Annotated in this window: 17 protein-coding genes; 10 read left to right on the top strand and 7 right to left on the bottom strand. The window is 73.6% G+C overall.

What is annotated here, in order from left to right:
• Window positions 1-5: 5 nt before the first annotated feature.
• Window positions 6-1,475: an ATP-binding protein gene (locus ACWCV9_RS24950; RefSeq protein WP_450789681.1), complete on the top strand. Its 1,470-nt coding sequence runs from the start codon at window positions 6-8 to the stop codon at window positions 1,473-1,475.
• Here ACWCV9_RS24950 and ACWCV9_RS24945 read toward each other — a convergent pair.
• Window positions 1,454-2,452, bottom strand: coding sequence for a TAXI family TRAP transporter solute-binding subunit (locus tag ACWCV9_RS24945; RefSeq protein ID WP_450789680.1), 999 nt, complete (start codon window positions 2,450-2,452; stop codon window positions 1,454-1,456). The genes ACWCV9_RS24950 and ACWCV9_RS24945 overlap by 22 nt on opposite strands.
• A 127-nt stretch (window positions 2,453-2,579) precedes the next feature.
• Here ACWCV9_RS24945 and ACWCV9_RS24940 point away from each other — a divergent pair, with 127 nt between their 5' ends.
• Window positions 2,580-2,987, top strand: a complete 408-nt coding sequence (locus ACWCV9_RS24940) for a pyrophosphohydrolase domain-containing protein (protein WP_450789678.1) — start codon at window positions 2,580-2,582, stop codon at window positions 2,985-2,987.
• 46 nt (window positions 2,988-3,033) lie between these two features.
• On the opposite strand, the gene ACWCV9_RS24935 is transcribed toward ACWCV9_RS24940, so the two are convergent.
• From ACWCV9_RS24935 to ACWCV9_RS24920, 4 genes are all read right to left on the bottom strand, one after another.
• A complete protein-coding gene (locus ACWCV9_RS24935) occupies window positions 3,034-4,509 on the bottom strand; it encodes a hypothetical protein (RefSeq protein WP_450789676.1) in 1,476 nt (491 codons plus the stop codon).
• 231 nt (window positions 4,510-4,740) lie between these two features.
• Window positions 4,741-5,184, bottom strand: coding sequence for a MarR family winged helix-turn-helix transcriptional regulator (locus ACWCV9_RS24930; protein ID WP_450789675.1), 444 nt, complete (start codon window positions 5,182-5,184; stop codon window positions 4,741-4,743).
• Between the two features lie 85 nt (window positions 5,185-5,269).
• On the bottom strand, window positions 5,270-5,638 hold the full coding sequence (locus ACWCV9_RS24925) for a DUF6204 family protein (protein WP_450789673.1): 369 nt from the start codon (window positions 5,636-5,638) through the stop codon (window positions 5,270-5,272).
• A 68-nt stretch (window positions 5,639-5,706) separates the two neighbouring features.
• Window positions 5,707-6,372: a GntR family transcriptional regulator gene (locus tag ACWCV9_RS24920; RefSeq protein WP_450789672.1), complete on the bottom strand. Its 666-nt coding sequence runs from the start codon at window positions 6,370-6,372 to the stop codon at window positions 5,707-5,709.
• A 95-nt stretch (window positions 6,373-6,467) separates the two neighbouring features.
• Between ACWCV9_RS24920 and ACWCV9_RS24915 the strand changes: the two genes are divergently transcribed.
• The 7 genes from ACWCV9_RS24915 to ACWCV9_RS24885 all read left to right on the top strand — a co-directional run bounded on the left by ACWCV9_RS24915 (window position 6,468) and on the right by ACWCV9_RS24885 (window position 15,165).
• Window positions 6,468-7,787: a serine hydroxymethyltransferase gene (locus ACWCV9_RS24915; RefSeq protein ID WP_450789670.1), complete on the top strand. Its 1,320-nt coding sequence runs from the start codon at window positions 6,468-6,470 to the stop codon at window positions 7,785-7,787.
• Window positions 7,784-9,004, top strand: coding sequence for a sarcosine oxidase subunit beta family protein (locus tag ACWCV9_RS24910; RefSeq protein ID WP_450789668.1), 1,221 nt, complete (start codon window positions 7,784-7,786; stop codon window positions 9,002-9,004). The genes ACWCV9_RS24915 and ACWCV9_RS24910 overlap by 4 nt, the downstream gene beginning before the upstream one ends.
• 10 nt (window positions 9,005-9,014) lie before the next feature.
• A complete protein-coding gene (locus tag ACWCV9_RS24905; protein WP_450789667.1) occupies window positions 9,015-9,296 on the top strand; it encodes a sarcosine oxidase subunit delta in 282 nt (93 codons plus the stop codon).
• The gene (locus ACWCV9_RS24900) at window positions 9,293-12,172 is read left to right on the top strand and encodes a sarcosine oxidase subunit alpha family protein (RefSeq protein WP_450789666.1); all 2,880 of its coding nucleotides are present in this window, start codon (window positions 9,293-9,295) and stop codon (window positions 12,170-12,172) included. The genes ACWCV9_RS24905 and ACWCV9_RS24900 overlap by 4 nt, the downstream gene beginning before the upstream one ends.
• A complete protein-coding gene (locus tag ACWCV9_RS24895; RefSeq protein ID WP_450789664.1) occupies window positions 12,165-12,773 on the top strand; it encodes a sarcosine oxidase subunit gamma in 609 nt (202 codons plus the stop codon). Before ACWCV9_RS24900 ends, ACWCV9_RS24895 begins: the two co-directional genes overlap by 8 nt.
• A gap of 56 nt (window positions 12,774-12,829) precedes the next feature.
• On the top strand, window positions 12,830-14,359 hold the full coding sequence (miaB, locus tag ACWCV9_RS24890; protein WP_450789662.1) for a tRNA (N6-isopentenyl adenosine(37)-C2)-methylthiotransferase MiaB: 1,530 nt from the start codon (window positions 12,830-12,832) through the stop codon (window positions 14,357-14,359).
• Window positions 14,360-14,445: 86 nt separating this feature from the next.
• Entirely contained in the window at window positions 14,446-15,165 is a 720-nt protein-coding gene (locus tag ACWCV9_RS24885) for a class III extradiol dioxygenase subunit B-like domain-containing protein (RefSeq protein WP_450789661.1), read from the top strand.
• An 88-nt stretch (window positions 15,166-15,253) separates the two neighbouring features.
• On the opposite strand, the gene ACWCV9_RS24880 is transcribed toward ACWCV9_RS24885, so the two are convergent.
• Window positions 15,254-15,538, bottom strand: a complete 285-nt coding sequence (locus ACWCV9_RS24880) for an antitoxin (RefSeq protein ID WP_450789659.1) — start codon at window positions 15,536-15,538, stop codon at window positions 15,254-15,256.
• 25 nt (window positions 15,539-15,563) lie between these two features.
• Entirely contained in the window at window positions 15,564-15,896 is a 333-nt protein-coding gene (locus ACWCV9_RS24875; RefSeq protein ID WP_450789657.1) for a hypothetical protein, read from the bottom strand.
• A 183-nt stretch (window positions 15,897-16,079) separates the two neighbouring features.
• Between ACWCV9_RS24875 and miaA the strand changes: the two genes are divergently transcribed.
• Window positions 16,080-17,018 (top strand): tRNA (adenosine(37)-N6)-dimethylallyltransferase MiaA, encoded by a 939-nt coding sequence (miaA, locus tag ACWCV9_RS24870; RefSeq protein WP_450789655.1) that lies wholly within the window; start codon window positions 16,080-16,082, stop codon window positions 17,016-17,018.
• The last annotated feature ends 3 nt before the right edge of the window (window positions 17,019-17,021 follow it).

Raw genomic sequence — 17,021 nt, 5'->3', positions numbered from 1 at the left:
GCCGGGTGCGCGCACGTCTGCTCCCGCTGCTCATCGTCCTGCTGGCGGCGGTCCTGCTCGCGCTCGGTGTGCCGCTCGCCGTCAGTGTGGCCGCCGCCCAGCAGCAGCGGGTCGTCGTCGACCGGATCGACGACACCGCACGCTTCGCGGCGCTCGCCCAGTTCGTCGCCGAGGGCCCCGGCGATTCCCGCCGGGCCGGCCCGGACGACCGCGGGGAGGCCCTGCGCAGCGAACTGAAGAGCTACTACGACGTCTACGGCATCCGCGCCGGGGTCTTCTACCGCAACGGCACGGCAATGGCCCATGCGCCCGGCGACTGGTCCGTCCCGCGCGCGGGAGCGGTCCGTGCGGCCTTCGACGAGGCGCTGCTCAGCCGGCGCAGCCACGACCCCCGGCAGGTGTGGCCCTGGCAGCGCGGCCGGCTGGTCGTCGCCTCACCCGTGATCCGGGACGGCGACGTCGTGGCGGTCGTGGTCACCGACTCGCCCACCGGGCAGATGCGTGCGCGGATCCTGCGCGGCTGGCTGTTCATCGGGGCCGGCGAGATCGCGGCGATGCTGCTCGCCGTCGGGGCGGCGCTGCGGCTGACCGGCTGGGTGCTCAAACCGGTACGGGTCCTGGACGCCACCACCCACGACATCGCCACCGGGCGGCTGAAGTCCCGGGTCGCGGCGGCCGGCGGGCCGCCGGAACTCAGACGGCTGGCCCGCTCGTTCAACGAGATGGCGGACCATGTCGAGGACGTGCTGGAACAGCAGCGCGCCTTCGTCGCCGACGCCTCGCACCAGCTGCGCAACCCGCTCGCCGCACTGCTGCTGCGCATCGAACTGCTCGCCCTCGAACTCCCCGAGGGCAACGAGGAGATCGCCTCGGTCCGCACCGAGGGCAAACGGCTCGCCCAGGTCCTGGACGACCTGCTCGGCCTGGCGCTGGCCGAGCACGCCGAGGCCGACCTGATGCTGACCGACGTCGGCGCGCTGGCCGAGGAACGGGTCGCCGCCTGGGCACCGGCCGCCACCGCCAAGGGCGTGCGGCTGACCGGCACCTGCCCGCCCACCACCGCCTGGGCCGACCCGATCACCCTGTCCAGCGCGCTGGACGCCGTCATCGACAACGCCGTGAAGTTCAGCCCCGAGGGCGGCACCGTCGAGGTCACCGTCTTTGCCGACGGTGGCCTGTGCACCGTCGTCGTCACCGACACCGGCCCCGGTCTGACCGAGGAGGAACTCGCGCGCGTGGGCGACCGGTTCTGGCGCAGCAACCGGCACCAGAACGTGCAGGGCTCCGGCCTCGGCCTGTCCATCACCCGCGCCCTGCTCGCGGCGGGCGGCGGCTCGCTCGACTTCGCCCACCACGAGCCCCGCGGACTGCGGGTGACGGTCACGGTGCCGCGGCACGCGGAGGTCGGTGAGGTGGCCGGCGGGACCGCCGGGCCGTCGGCGCCGGGTGTCCGTTACGGCTTGACCGACCGGTAGTACCGGCGGGCGCCCTCCTGAAGGGGCAGCGGGTCGGTGTAGATGGCGGTGCGCAGGTCGACCAGCTGTGCGGAGTGGACGTGCGCCCCGATCCCGTCGCGGCTGTCGATCACCGTACGGGTCAGCCACTCGGTCAGCCGGGGATCGACGTCCGCGCGGGTCATCAGCAGGTTGGACACCGCGATCGTGGGCACCGGGGAGCCGTGCTGCACGGCCGGGTACGCGGACTCGGGGATGGTGGTGACCCGGTAGTAGCGCGCCTCCTCGCCCTGCCCGTGCAGCCGTGCGACGGTGCCGCCGTCGATCGGCACGAACGTGAAGTCGTTCGTCTTCGCCGGCCCGGCCAGCCCCTTCGTGGGCAGGCCGCCCGACCAGAAGAAGGCGTCGATCCCGCCCCGCGCCAGCCGGTTCGGACCGGTGTCGATGCCGTCCGCGGCGGGCGTGATGTCCTTGTCCGGGTCGATGCCGGCCGCCTTCAGCACCCGGTCGGCGATCAGCCGTACCCCGGAGTCGGGCAGCCCGGTCGCCACGCGCTTGTGCCGCAGGTCCGCGATGCTGCTGATGCCCGAGCCGCGCCGCACGACGAGGTGCACGTAGTCGTCGTAGAGCCGGGCCACTCCGCGCAGGGTGCCGGCGCCCTTGCCATGCCTCAGCTCGTACGCCTCGACCGCGTCGGCCGCCGCGATGGTGAAGTCGGCCTTGCCGGTCGCCACTCGCTCGACGTTCTCCTGCGAACCGGCGCTGTTGAGCAGCTTCACCTTCAGCCCGGGCATGTCCCTGGCCAGCTCGGTGCGCAGCCGCTCGCCGTACTCCTGGTAGACCCCGCGGGGCGTACCGGTGCTGAAGACGATGGTCCCGCTCGGCGGCTTCTCGCCCAGCGGCAGCAGCCACCACAGCAGCAGCCCGAGGGCGAGCACGCCGACGGCCGCACCCTGCACGGCCCGGCGCCGCTGGAGCCGGTGGAACACCTTGGACATGCGGCGATCCTGCCAGGCGGGCCGGGCCCTGACCAGGGCGGAGGTCACTTCCCCGGACCCGACCCGGGGCGCCCTCGCCGTCGGTTGCCCGCGGGGCGTTGTCAGTGGCGGCCGTTAGAGTCGCCGCATGAGCACTTCGCCCGCCGATCTCGTCCGTGAGTTCCATCGCGCCTTCGGCCTGGACGCGCGCACCAGACCGGTGGAGGTGGACCCCGAACTCGCCGCCCACCGCGGGGAACTGCTCGCCGAGGAAGCCGCGGAGGTGGCCGAGGTCGCGGTCGAGGGTCCGCTGGACCGGCTCGCGCACGAACTGGCCGACGTGGTCTACGTCGCCTACGGCACGGCCCTGGTCCACGGCATCGACCTGGACGAGGTGATCGCCGAGATCCACCGGGCCAACATGAGCAAGCTCGGCCCGGACGGACAGGTCGCCCGCCGGGCCGACGGCAAGGTCCTCAAGGGCGAGCACTACCGGGCGCCGGACGTCTCGGCCGTCCTGCGCCGCCAGGGCTGGATACCGGGCGGCGCGGCCTGACGGCCGGAAGGGGTACGGCGGCTACGAGGGTGACCGCCGCAGGCGGTCACGACGGCAGGGAACCGCCCGCCAGCTTCCACTCGCGGTGCAGGCTGCCCAGCGGGATGCTCCGCTCGACGAACGGCGTGCCGAAGACGGAGAGCTGGAGCCGCAGGGTCCCGGACAGGTCGATCCCGCCGTACACGTCCCAGGTGCCGGTCGCCCTGGCGCCGCCGCCGGAGGAGGTGGTGACCGTGCCGGAGGCCGTACCGCGCAGGTACGGGGCCAGGTCGGCGGTGACGCCGACGGTGCCGTAGAGGCCGACCGAGGCCTCCGCGCCGAGCGCCGTCCGCAGCTGCCCCTCGCTGGTGACGGAGGCGTGCACGGGTGTGCTCGTCACGTCCGAGGAGCTGACCGGCGTCCACCCCCGGGCCAGGCCGAAGGTGCCGCCCGCCCGGAACCCGCCCTTGACGCTCTGCTCCACGTCGACGGTCGCGTGTCCGTCGCCGCTGAGCTGGAGGTAGCAGGTCAGGTCCAGGTTGACGACGACGGGGACGGGGCCGACCTGGAGCACCGGGTCGGCGTGCAGCTTGGCGAACGGGATGCGCAGTGCCGTGCCGGTGGTCGCGGCGGCCCGGCCCCGGACCGCCCAGCCGGAGGTCCAGTCGCCGGACACGCCGAGGTACGCCGAGCCGGGCGCCGCGTTCGTCCCCGTGCCGCCGTAGCCGAAGTCGACCCGGGGCGCGACCTGGACATAGCCCTTCACCGAGGCGGTCGCCGAGACCGGGGCGCCCGGGGCCGTCGGGATGCCGGCGCTCACGTCGAGCCGGAGGCTGCCGAGGGGCACGGTGCTGCCCCGGGGGCCGATGTGCACGTCGCCCGCCTTCGACCAGGACACCTTCACATCGGGCAGCAGCTTGTCCACGGCGAAGGAGGACGGGTCGACCGGCACGGCACCCTTCGCCGTGGCATCGCCCAACAGGGCGTTGAGGGTGGCCGGTTCGGTCTGCACCTCGGTGCCGTGGTCCGTCTCGCCGAGCACCTTGGTGACCTTGGCGAGCAGCCCGTGCGGAGCGCCGGGCGCGGGCGCGCTGGCGATGACATCACCCACGGCGGTCCGGTGCGGCGCGGCGGGGGACGAGGCGGAGGGAGAAGCGGAAGGGGAGGCCGAAGGGGAGGCGGGGCCGGGGGAGTTGCCGTGGCCGTGCGGCTGGTCGGTGAGGACCGCGCGCCCGGTGCGGCTGTCGTAGCTGCTGATGCTCAGTGCCGTCCGGTGGGCCCGCTGTCCGGAGCCGGCCCGGCCCGCGGCGGTGGTCGCGGTCGCGGTGGCCGTCGGAGCGGTGGGAGCGGCGGCGACGGTGAGCGAGCGGCCGCCCGTGCCGTCGGCGGGGGCCGCGGTCGCCGTGATCGGCTGTCCGGGCCCGGCTGCGGCCGCCGGCTGCCCGGGATGCGGCCCGGGTGAGGAGCAGGCCGCGGTGAGAAAGAGAGCGGTCACGGCGAAGGCGGGCAGCAGGGCGCGCCGTTGCCTCATGCGTCTGCGCAAGGTCGGTCCTGGGTGAGGGGGGTGGCAGAAGGGACCGGCCGGTCTTGCTACTCGTAGGTAGAACCGGCCGGTAACCAAGTGGTAAGCCATGAGCATGCCACGGTTCGCCCGCGGTTCCCTCACCCACCGCACACAGGCTCGCGTGAGGTGGGACACGGATGCGTTTCGGCCTGCCCTGGCGGGGAATTGACGGTGCCTCAGCGCCTCGGGAGGTCCACGCCGCTCAGCGCCTCAGTGCCCGGGCAGGCCGATGCCGCCGAGCCGGGTGAGCAGGCCCGAGAGCAGGGCGATGTCCTCCGCGTTCCAGGTCGGCGCGGCGAACAGCTCGGCGGCCGTCTCCTCGGCCGTGGCCCGCATCTCCGTGAGCCGCTGCCGGCCCGTCGCCGTCAGTGCCGCGTACGCCACGCGCGCGTCCCGGGCGTCCGACTCACGGCTCACCAGCCCGATCCGCTCCAGCGGAGCCAGCCCGCGCGTGACCCCGGAGGCCGTCAGGCCCAGTGCCTCGGCGAGATCGACCCGGCGCATCCGGCCGCCGGGCGCCTGTCCCAGCCGCAGCAGCAGCGTGAAGTCGGCGAGGCTCACCCCGTGCAGCCCGCTCAGCCGGGCGTCGAACCGCCGGGCGAGTGCCGCCTGGGCCCGCAGCAGCCGCAGTGACGCGTCCAGAGCTTCGCTCATCGGCCCAGCTCACCGCCGTCACGCATCCCAGTCATGTGACATCTCCTTGACTGCTCAAGTTTCGGGCGGTGTCGATGTGCTGTCTTCATGCGCCCTGCCCACCCGAGGAACGTGCCGCGCGGCGCTGCCGCTTGCCCATCGGCGCCTGGGAGAGGTCCTCGGCGGTGGACCGGAGGTTCTTGAAGCCGTAGCCGCGCTCGGTCAGCCACGCCGTCGCCGCCTGCTCGGCCTGCTCGGTGGCCTCCAGGATGTCCTCCTCTTCCTCTCCGGTGGCGGAGAAGCGGAAGACGAAGGCGGGCCGGGCCGCGATGTCGTAGGTCAGGGTTCCCTCGGGGGTGAACGCCGCGCGCAGCACGTCGTGTTCGGCGGCCTCGGCCAGCAGCGTCGCCCGCTGGGACTCGGTGAGGCCGTCGAAGGCGCCGCGGACGGTGACACGGAAGGTACGGGTACTCATGGCGCGACCATAGGCGCAGGGGGCGCGCCTTCTCCATCGGGTTTCCGCGGCGGCCCGTCACGCCCCGCTCAGATGGCCTCGCGAACCGCCCGCTCGAAGCCCACCACATGGCCGCGGGCGAGCTGCGCCGCCCGCTCGGCGTCCCCGGCGACGATCGCCTCGATCAGCGGCCCGTGCTCCCCGACATGGCCGGGCATGTCGGAGAGGCGGTCGACGAACAGGCACCAGATCCGGGTGGCCAGGTTGTCGTAGCGGACGAGGGTGTCCTCCAGGTACGGGTTGTGCGTGGCGGCGTAGACGGCGCGGTGGACCCGCAGGTCCAGGCGCATGAGGTCGGCCGGATCGCGCCGGGCGGTGTCCGCGCCCTCCAGGTCCTGTCGCAGGGCCGTCAGGGCCGCACGGTCCGCGGCCGTGGCGCGCCGGGCGGCCTGGGCGGCGGCGAGCGGCTCCAACTCCTGGCGCACCTCGGAGATATGGGCGAGGTCGGTGATGTTGACCTCGGTGGCGAAGGTGCCGCGCCGGGGGTACGTCGTGATCAGGCGCTCGTACTGGAGCCGCTTGAGCGCCTCGCGCACCGGGGTCCGGCCGACGCCGAGGGACTGCCCCAGCTGCTCCTCGTTGATCGGGGCGCCGGGGCGGATGTCGAGCATGACGAGCCGGTCGCGGATGGCGCGGTAGGCGCGCTCGGCGAGGGACAGCTCCTCGCCCCCGGGCTCGGTCGCCACCTGCTGCATGGATGCCCCCTTGACCTGTCCGGCGAGCTCCCATACCTTACCGCACAGGCTGATATATCAGTTGCCCACGAGATGGCTCCCAGAATGGTGCGCAGATGGCAACGAACCCGTCGATCAGCACGCCCATCTCCCCTCTCTCCCTCCCGCTCGGGGAAGTCGACCCGGAGGTCGCCGCCGCCGTCGACGCCGAACTGCACCGCCAGCGGTCCACCCTCGAGATGATCGCCTCCGAGAACTTCGCGCCGGCCGCCGTACTGGCCGCGCAGGGCTCGGTGCTGACCAACAAGTACGCCGAGGGCTACCCGGGCCGCCGCTACTACGGCGGCTGCGAACACGTCGACGTCATCGAGCGGCTGGCCATCGCCCGCGTCAAGGAGCTGTTCGGCGCCGAGGCTGCGAACGTACAGCCGCACTCGGGGGCCCAGGCCAACGCGGCCGCGATGTTCGCGCTGCTCGAGCCCGGCGACACCGTCCTCGGCCTCGACCTGGCGCACGGCGGTCATCTGACCCACGGCATGCGCCTCAACTACTCCGGCAGGCTGTACAACGTCGTGCCGTACCACGTGCGCCGCTCCGACCTGCGCGTCGACATGGACGAGGTCGAACAGCTCGCCCTGGCGCACCGGCCCAGGATGATCGTCGCCGGCTGGTCGGCCCACCCCCGGCGGCTGGACTTCGCCGCGTTCCGCCGGATCGCCGACGCGGTGGGCGCGTATCTCCTGGTCGACATGGCGCACTTCGCCGGGCTGGTGGCCGCAGGGCTGCACCCGAGCCCGGTGCCGTACGCCGACGTCGTCACGACCACCACGCACAAGACCCTCGGCGGCCCGCGCGGCGGAGTGATCCTCAGCCGGTCCGGGCTGGCCAAGAAGATCGACTCCGCGGTCTTCCCGGGCCAGCAGGGCGGCCCGTTGCAGCACGTCGTCGCGGCAAAGGCGGTGGCCTTCAAGATGGCGGCGAGCGAGGAGTTCAGGGAGCGCCAGCGGCGCACCCTGGCCGGCGCCCGCATCCTCGCCGGACGGCTGCTGGCCGACGACGTCGCCGAGGCCGGGATCACGGTGCTGACCGGCGGCACCGAGGTCCATCTGGTCCTGGTCGACCTGCGCGACTCCGCGCTCGACGGACGGCAGGCCGAGGACCGGCTGCACCGCATCGGCATCACCGTCAACCGCAACGCGGTGCCCTTCGACCCGCGACCGCCGATGGTGTCGTCCGGGCTGCGGATCGGCACCCCGGCGCTGGCCACCCGGGGCTTCGGGGCGGCGGAGTTCCGCGAGGCCGCCGACATCGTCGCCGAGGCCCTGAAGGGCGGACGGCCCGACGGCGAACTGCGCGCCCGCGTCGAGAAGCTCACCTCCGCCTTCCCGCTCTACCCGCATGCCTTCCCGCTCTCCCCGAACGGAGCCGCGGCATGACCGCCCAGCCGCTGCCGGAGCATCCGGACTTCCTCTGGCGCACCCCCGAACCGCGCTCCTCGTACGACGTCGTCATCGTCGGCGCGGGCGGCCACGGCCTGGCCACCGCCTACTACCTCGCCGCCAACCACGGCATCACGAACGTCGCCGTACTGGAGAAGGGCTGGCTGGCCGGCGGCAACATGGCCCGCAACACCACGATCATCCGCTCCAACTACCTGTGGGACGAGAGCGCGGCCATCTACGAGCACGCGCTGAAGCTGTGGGAGCGGCTGCCGGAGGAGCTGGACTACGACTTCCTGTTCAGCCAGCGCGGGGTCCTCAACCTCGCGCACACCCTCCAGGACGTCCGCGAGGGCGTGCGCCGCGTCAACGCCAACCGGCTGGGCGGAGTCGACGCCGAGTGGCTGGAGCCGGACCAGGCCGCCGAGGTCTGCCCGATCCTCAACGTCTCGCCGCGCACCCGCTACCCGGTCCTCGGCGCCACCTTCCAGCCCCGCGCCGGCATCGCCAAGCACGACCACGTCGCCTGGGCGCTGGCCCGGCGCGCCGACGCGATGGGCGTGGACCTGATCCAGGGCTGCGAGGTCACCGGCTTCCTCAAGGACGGCGACCGCGTCGTGGGCGTCGAGACCGACCGCGGCCGCATCCTGGCCGGCCGGATCGGTCTCGCCGCCGCCGGGCACAGCAGTGTGCTGGCCGAGCGGGCCGGCTTCCGGCTGCCCGTGCAGTCCCACCCGTTGCAGGCCCTCGTCTCCGAACTGCACGAGCCGGTGCACCCGACCGTGGTCATGTCGAACCACGTGCACGTCTACGTCTCCCAGGCGCACAAGGGCGAACTGGTCATGGGCGCCGGCGTCGACGCGTACAACGGCTACGGGCAGCGCGGCTCCTTCCATGTGATCGAGCAGCAGATGGCCGCCGCCGTCGAGCTGTTCCCGGTCTTCGCGCGGGCGCATGTGCTGCGCACCTGGGGCGGCATCGTCGACGTCACCCCGGACGCCTCCCCGATCGTCGGCACCACCCCGGTGGAGAACCTCTACGTCAACTGCGGCTGGGGCACCGGCGGGTTCAAGGCCACACCGGCCGCCGGCTGGACCTTCGCGCACACCATCGCCACCGGCGAGCCGCACCCGCTGAACGCCCCCTTCGCCCTCGACCGCTTCCGCACCGGCGCGCTGATCGACGAGCACGGCGCCGCGGCCGTGGCCCACTGAGGAGGACACCGTGCTGCTGATCACCTGCCCGTGGTGCGGCCCCCGGGACGAGACCGAGTACCACTACGGCGGACAGGCCCATGTCCCCTACCCGGAGAACCCCGACGCCCTCACCGACGAGCAGTGGGCCGAGTACCTCTTCTACCGCGACAACCCCAAGGGCCCCTTCGCCGAGCGGTGGGTGCACAGCACCGGCTGCCGCCGCTGGTTCAACGTCCTGCGCGACACCGCCACCCACCAGGTGCTGACCTCCTACCGGCCCGACGAACCCCGCCCCGGAGGGAACCGATGACCCACCAGCACCTCCGGCTCCCGCAGGGCGGCCGCATCGACCGCGGCACCGCACTGCGCTTCACCGTCGACGGACGGGAGCTGACCGGGCACCCCGGGGACACCCTCGCCTCGGCGATGCTGGCGAACGGCCTCCTCGAGGTCGCCCCCTCCCTCTACCGCGGCCGCCCGCGCGGCATCGTCGCCGCGGGCGTCGAGGAGCCCAACGCCCTGGTCCGCCTCGACGGCCCGTGCGCCGAGGGCATGCTCCCGGCCACCACCGTGGAGCTGCACGACGGCCTGTCCGCCACCACCCTCTCCGGCAGGGGCCGGCTCGACCCGGCCCCCGACCCCGCCGTCTACGACAAGAAGTACGTGCACACCGACGTCCTGGTGGTCGGCGCCGGACCCGCCGGGCTCGCGGCCGCCGCCGCTGCCGCCGGCTCCGGCGCCCGGGTGATCCTCCTCGACGACCAGCCCGAGCCCGGCGGTTCCCTGCTGTCCGGGCGCGCCGAGCGGACCGGCGCACAGCCCGCCCTGGAGTGGGTCGCCGAGGTCCGCGCCGCGCTCGACGCCGCCCCCGAGGCCGTCGTCCTGCGCCGCACCACGGCCTTCGGGTCGTACGACGACAACTATGTGCTGGCCCTGCAACGGCGCACCGACCACCTCGGCACCGCCGCTCCCGCGGGGGTCTCGCGCCAGCGGCTGTGGCACATCCGGGCCCGCCAGGTCGTGCTGGCCACCGGTGCGCACGAGCGCCCGCTGGTCTTCGCCGGCAACGACCGTCCCGGGGTGATGCTCGCCGGGGCCGTGCGCACCTACCTCAACCGCTACGCCGTGGCCCCGGGCTCCCGGGCCGTGGTGTGCACGACCAACGACAGCGCCTACGACACGGTCGCCGACCTCCATGCCGCCGGGACCGGCGTCGCCGCCGTCGTGGACGCCCGCCCGGAACTGTCGCACCGGGCCGCCGAGGTCGCCGCGGCGACCGGGGTGCGGGTGCTGACCGGCAGCGCGGTGACCGGCACCGCGGGCGAGGGCCGGCTCACCGGCGTCACCGTGCAGGCCCTCGGCGCGGACGACCGGCTCACCGGCGTCCCCGAGTCCTTCGACTGCGACCTGCTCGCCGTCTCCGGCGGCTGGAGCCCGGTGGTCCATCTGCACAGCCAGCGCCAGGGCCGGCTGCGCTGGGACGAGGACCTGGCCGCCTTCGTCCCCGACGGGGTCGTACGCGGCCAGCAGGTCGTGGGCGCCGCCCGGGGGACGTACGACCTCGGCGGCTGCCTGGCCGAAGGGGCACGGGCCGGTGCGCGGGCCGCGACGGACGCCGGGTTCCCGGCGCCCGTGCCGGCGGCCCGCGAGGCCCGGCCCCCGGTCGCACCGGTCCGCGCGCTGTGGCTGGTGCCCGCCCCCGACGGCGGACCCGCCGGCTGGGACACCCACTTCGTCGACCTCCAGCGCGATGCCACCGTCGCCGACGTCCTGCGGGCCACCGGCGCCGGTATGCGCGGTGTCGAGCACGTCAAGCGCTACACCTCGCTGGGCACGGCGAACGACCAGGGCAAGACCTCGGGTGTCAACGCGATCGGGGTGATCGCCCGGATCCTCGGCGGCTCGCCGGGGGAGATCGGGACCACGGCCTACCGGGCGCCGTACACGCCGGTGGCCTTCGCCGCCCTGGCCGGACGCGAGCGCGGCGAGCTGTTCGACCCGGAGCGGACCACCTCCCTGCACGCCCGCCATGTCGCCCGGGGCGCGGTGTTCGAGGACGTCGGGCAGTGGAAGCGCCCCCGGTACTACCCCCGGCCCGGCGAGGACATGGACACCGCGGTGGCCCGCGAGTGCCGCGCGGCCCGGGAAGGGGCGGCGTTCATGGACGCCTCCACCCTCGGCAAGATCGAGCTCTGGGGCGCGGACGCCGGCGAGTTCCTGAACCGCGTCTACACCAACGCCTTCAAGCAGCTCAAGCCCGGCACGGCCCGCTACGGCGTCATGTGCAGGGCGGACGGCATGATCTTCGACGACGGGGTGACCCTGCGCCTCGACGACCGCCGCTACTTCATGACCACCACGACCGGCGGCGCCGCCGCGGTCCTGGACTGGCTGGAGGAGTGGCTCCAGACCGAGTGGCCGGAACTCGACGTGCACTGCACCTCGGTGACCGAGCAGTGGGCGACCATCGCCGTCGTGGGACCGCGCTCGCGCCAGGTCCTCGCCCGGCTCGCCCCGGACCTCGACCTGTCCGCCGAGGCGTTCCCCTTCATGGCCTTCCGCGAGACCACCCTGGCCTCCGGCATCCCCGCCCGCATCTGCCGGATCTCCTTCTCCGGCGAACTCGCCTACGAGATCAACGTCTGCTCCTGGTACGGCCCGGCCGTCTGGGACCAGGTCGACGCGGCCGGGCAGCCGTACGGCATCACCCCGTACGGCACCGAGACCATGCACGTGCTGCGGGCCGAGAAGGGCTACATCATCGTCGGCCAGGACACCGACGGCACCGTCACCCCGCAGGACGCGGGCATGTCCTGGGTGGTCTCCCGGCACAAGGACTTCATCGGCAAGCGGTCGCACGTCCGCGCCGACACCTCCCGCACCGGCCGCAGACAACTCGTCGGCCTGCTGCCGAGCGACCGCCGCACCCGGCTGCCCGAGGGCACCCAGCTCGTCGCACCGGGCGTGCCGGTCACCCCGGAGGCCGGGCCGGTCCCGATGCTCGGCCATGTCACCTCCAGCTACCACAGCCCGGCCCTCGGCCGCCCCTTCGCCCTCGCCCTCGTCGCCGACGGTCGGGCGCGGATCGGCCAGACCCTGCTCGCCCCGGTGGGCGAGGAGCTGGTGCCGGTCGAGGTGACCGACTCCGTCCTCTACGACCCCGAAGGGACCAGGCGCGATGGCTGAGCCGACGACCGACCCCCGGGTGAGCCCGCTGGCACACCTGGCGGAGCGGATGCGCGCCGCCGCCGTCACCGGCGCCCGCGGCGTCACGCTGGCCGAGCTGCCGTTCGGCACCATGGTGAACCTGCGCGCCGACCCCGCCTCCGCGGCGGCCGGGCGGATCGAGAAGACCCTGGGGACACCGCTGCCGCGCCGGTGCGGCCACACCACCACGGCAGGCCCCCACACGGTCGTCTGGCTCGGCCCCGACGAGTGGCTCGTGCTGTCCCGGGCCGACGCCGACGCGGTCACCGCAGAACTGCGGGAGGCCCTCGACGGCGACCCCGGCTCGGCCGTGGACGTCTCGGCGAACCGCACCACCCTGGAGCTGAGCGGCCCCGCCGCCCGGCAGGTGCTGGAGAAGGGCTGCCCGCTGGACCTGCACCCCAGGGCCTTCGCACCCGGCACGGCGCTCTCCACCACGGTCGGCCCCGTCGCCGTACTCCTCTGGCAGACCGACGACGCACCGACGTACCGGCTCCTGCCGCGCTCGTCCTTCGCCGACTACCTGGCCCGCTGGCTCATCGACGCGATGGCCGAGTACGGCGGCCCGGAGGTCCCCTGACGGCGGAGGCCATGCACAGGTCGGGGCGTTCCCGGCGCGCCCTTACCCTTGAGGACATGACCAGCAGCAGCGACCGGAGCCTCGACGTGGACGTTCAGGGACCCAAGACCTACGAAGTGCGCACCTACGGGTGCCAGATGAACGTGCACGACTCCGAGCGGTTGTCCGGGCTGCTGGAGGAGGCCGGTTATGTACGCGCCCCGGAGGGCTCCGACGGGGACGCCGACGTCGTGGTCTTCAACACCTGCGCGGTGCGGGAGAACGCCGACAACCGGCTCTACGGCAACCTCGGCCGGCTCGCGCCGAAGAAGGCGAGCCGGCCCGGCATGCAGATCGCGGTCGGCGGCTGCCTGGCCCAGAAGGACCGGGACACCATCGTGAAGAAGGCGCCCTGGGTGGACGTCGTCTTCGGCACGCACAACATCGGCAAGATGCCGGTCCTGCTGGAGCGCGCCCGCGTCCAGGAGGAGGCGCAGGTCGAGATCGCCGAGTCGCTGGAGGCGTTCCCGTCCACCCTGCCGACGCGGCGCGAGAGCGCGTACGCCGCCTGGGTGTCGATCTCCGTCGGCTGCAACAACACCTGCACCTTCTGCATCGTCCCCGCGCTGCGCGGCAAGGAGAAGGACCGCCGGCCCGGCGAGATCCTCGCCGAGGTCGAGGCGCTGGTGGCGGAGGGCGTCAGCGAGATCACCCTGCTCGGACAGAACGTCAACGCCTACGGCTCCGACATCGGCGACCGCGAGGCCTTCAGCAAGCTGCTGCGGGCCTGCGGGAAGATCGAGGGCCTGGAGCGCGTCCGCTTCACCTCCCCGCACCCCCGCGACTTCACCGACGACGTCATCGCCGCCATGGCCGAGACGCCCAATGTGATGCCGCAGCTGCACATGCCGCTTCAGTCCGGCTCCGACCCGGTGCTCAAGGCGATGCGCCGCTCCTACCGCCAGGAGCGCTACCTCGACATCATCCGCAAGGTCCGCGAGGCCATCCCGCACGCCGCGATCACCACCGACATCATCGTGGGCTTCCCCGGCGAGACCGAGGAGGACTTCGAGCAGACCCTGCACGTCGTGCGCGAGGCGCGGTTCGCCCAGGCCTTCACCTTCCAGTACTCCAAGCGCCCCGGCACCCCGGCCGCGACCATGGAGAACCAGATCCCCAAGGAGGTCGTCCAGGCGCGCTACGAGCGTCTCGTCGCCCTCCAGGAGGAGATCTCCTGGGAGGAGAACAAGAAGCAGGTCGGCCGCACCCTGGAGCTGATGGTCGCCGAGGGCGAGGGCCGCAAGGACGGCGCCACGCAGCGGCTGTCCGGCCGCGCCCCCGACAACCGCCTGGTCCACTTCACCAAGCCGGAGCAGGAGGTGCGCCCCGGTGACGTGGTCACCGTCGAGGTGACGTACGCCGCCCCGCACCACCTGCTCGCCGAGGGCCCCGTCCTCGCTGTGCGCCGCACGCGCGCGGGTGACGCGTGGGAGAAGCGCAACGCCGCCGAGGCCGCCAAGCCGGCCGGCGTCATGCTCGGCCTGCCGAAGATCGGCGTTCCTGCCCCGCTGCCGGCGGCGGCGACGACGGGCTGCGGCTGCGACTGACCGGGCGAGAGCGGGTTGTTCTTGTGAGGCGCCGGGCCGTGACCTGGAGTGCCGCCGGGCGGCGGCCCGGCGTTACGCTGCCGATCATGCTTGTCGCCGCCGCCCTCTGCCCCTGTCCTCCGCTGCTCGTGCCCGAGGTCGCCGCCGGTGCCGCGCCCGAACTGGACGCCGCCCGCGCGGCGTGCGCGGACGCGCTCGGGGTGCTCGCCGCCGGCCGCCCCGATCTGCTGGTGGTCGTCGGGCCCGTCGAGCACGGCCCGACCGGGGTCTTTCCGCAGGGCAGCCCGGGATCCTTCGGCGGCTTCGGGGTGGACCTGGGCGTGGCGCTGGGCCCCGCCCCGGACACCGGCACCGTCCCCGAGCGCCGGCTGCCGGCCTCGCTGGCCGTCGCCGGCTGGCTGCTGGAACGGACCGGCTGGGCGGACGCCCCGGTCGAGGGGCTCGGCATCGAGCAGAGCCTCGACGTCGAGTCGTGCCTCGCGGCCGGCCGCGAGACCGGCGCCCGGGCCGAGCGGGTCGCGCTGCTCGTGATGGGCGACGCCAGCGCGTGCCGCACGGTCAAGGCGCCGGGCTATCTGGACGAGCGGGCGGCACCCTTCGACGCGGAGATCGCCCGCGCGCTCGGCACCGCGGACCTGGCGGCCGTTACGGCGCTGGACGCCGAGCTGGCCGCCCAGCTGAAGGCCTCCGGCCGCGCCCCCTGGCAGTTCCTGGCCGGTGCCGCGGAGAACACCCGGCTCACCGGCGCGCTGCTCTACGAGGACGCGCCGTACGGCGTGGGATACCTGGTCGCCACCTGGACCTGAGCGGCGACGGCCGGGAAGGCGCGCGTCCTGCGTGCCGCTCCCGGCCGTCCGCCGATGCGCCGTCGCCCGTGCAGGCGTCCGCCCAGGCTCACGAGGTCGGAGGCGGGCCCTCCGGGCGGGTCGGCGTCGTCGGGCCGGCGGACCTGCCCGGGGTGTCCTTGGCGTCCATGTGCGCGAGCCGGTCCATCGCGTGCCTGGCCTTGCCCTGACCTGCGTGGATCCGGTCGGTGTACTTGCGCTTGGTCCGCTCGTCGACGACCTTGGCGGCCTTGTCGATCCCGTGCTGGACCTTGTCCCCGTGCTGTCGCGCGAGGTCCGACACCTTGTCCTTGGCCGGGCCCAGCCTGGCCTTCATGTTGTCCAATAGACCCATTGGTCCACCTTCCCTCGCGGGCCAGTTACCTGCGGGCGCCCTCGCCGGCCTCGCTGTCGACGGCCTCCCCGGCGGACTGCTGACGGGGGATCCCGGCGCCCTCGGCCGCGGACGCGTCCTCCTCGTCCACAGCGGCCTCCGCGCCCGCCGTCACGGCCTCGGCCTCGCGCCCGTCCTCGGCCGCCTCCTCGGCTGCCTCCTCCGCCTGCGCCGGACCGGCTCCCTTCGCCTCGGCCGGCTCCGCCTCCTGCGCCTCGGCCGGCTCCGCCTCGGCCTGTGCCGCCTCGGCCTGTGCCGCCTCGGCCGACCCCTCCTGAGTCGGCTTCGACCTGCCGAGGAGTCGTGAAAACACGCCCATATCCACTCCATACGGTACTCGTGCGGGGGAATTCCCGCGTCACCCGGTGCGTACAGTTGCGCCGCCCGGGTCACCGCCTCCGGCGAACCGGCAGACGGCACCTCGCCACGGGCAACGACCCGCAGGCGGCACCGTCACGTAACTCGTTCGAGACCCCGCGCCGGCGTTTGCGAGACTGGTGCGGTGAGCAGTGCACGTCCAGCCCCCCGCGTCATCGCCGTCGTCGGCCCCACCGCGGCCGGAAAGTCCGATCTCGGCGTCTTTCTGGCCCAGCAACTCGGCGGGGAGGTCGTCAACGCGGACTCCATGCAGCTGTACCGAGGGATGGACATCGGCACCGCCAAGCTGACGCCCGACGAACGCGCCGGCGTCCCGCACCATCTGCTGGACATCTGGGACGTGACCGTCACCGCCTCGGTCGCCGAGTACCAGAAGCTCGCCCGCGCGCGGATCGACGCCCTGCTCGCCGAGGGCCGCTGGCCGATCCTGGTCGGCGGCTCCGGCCTGTACATCCGCGGAGCCGTCGACAACCTCGAGTTCCCCGGCACCGACCCGGTGGTCCGGGCACGCCTCGAGGAGGAACTGGCGCTGCGCGGCTCCGGCGCGCTGCACGCCCGCCTGGCCGCCGCCGACCCGGACGCCGCCCGCGCGATCCTGCCGAGCAACGGCCGCCGGATCGTCCGCGCCCTGGAGGTGATCGAGATCACCGGCCAGCCCTTCACCGCCAACCTGCCCGGCCACGACTCGGTCTACGACACCGTCCAGATCGGTGTCGACGTCGCCCGTCCGGAACTGGACGACCGCATCGCCCGCCGGGTCGACCGCATGTGGGAGGCGGGCCTCGTGGACGAGGTGCGCGCACTGGAGGCGCAGGGGTTGCGTGAGGGGCGTACGGCGTCGCGCGCACTCGGCTACCAGCAGGTTCTCGCGGCGCTCGCCGGGGAGTGCACCGAGGACGAAGCGCGGGCCGAGACCGTTCGCGCCACCAAGCGCTTCGCGCGCCGCCAGGATTCCTGGTTCAGGCGCGATCCCCGGGTGCACTGGTTGAGTGGGGCGGCGGCGGACCGCGCGGAACTTCCGCACCGGGCGCTGACGTTGGTCGAACGACCGGTTACAGCCTGATCA

The organism is Streptomyces sp. NPDC001606 (genome assembly GCF_053596835.1).
The sequence above is the reverse complement of the archived record's forward strand: the minus strand, read 5'-3'. Positions and strand labels throughout refer to the sequence as shown.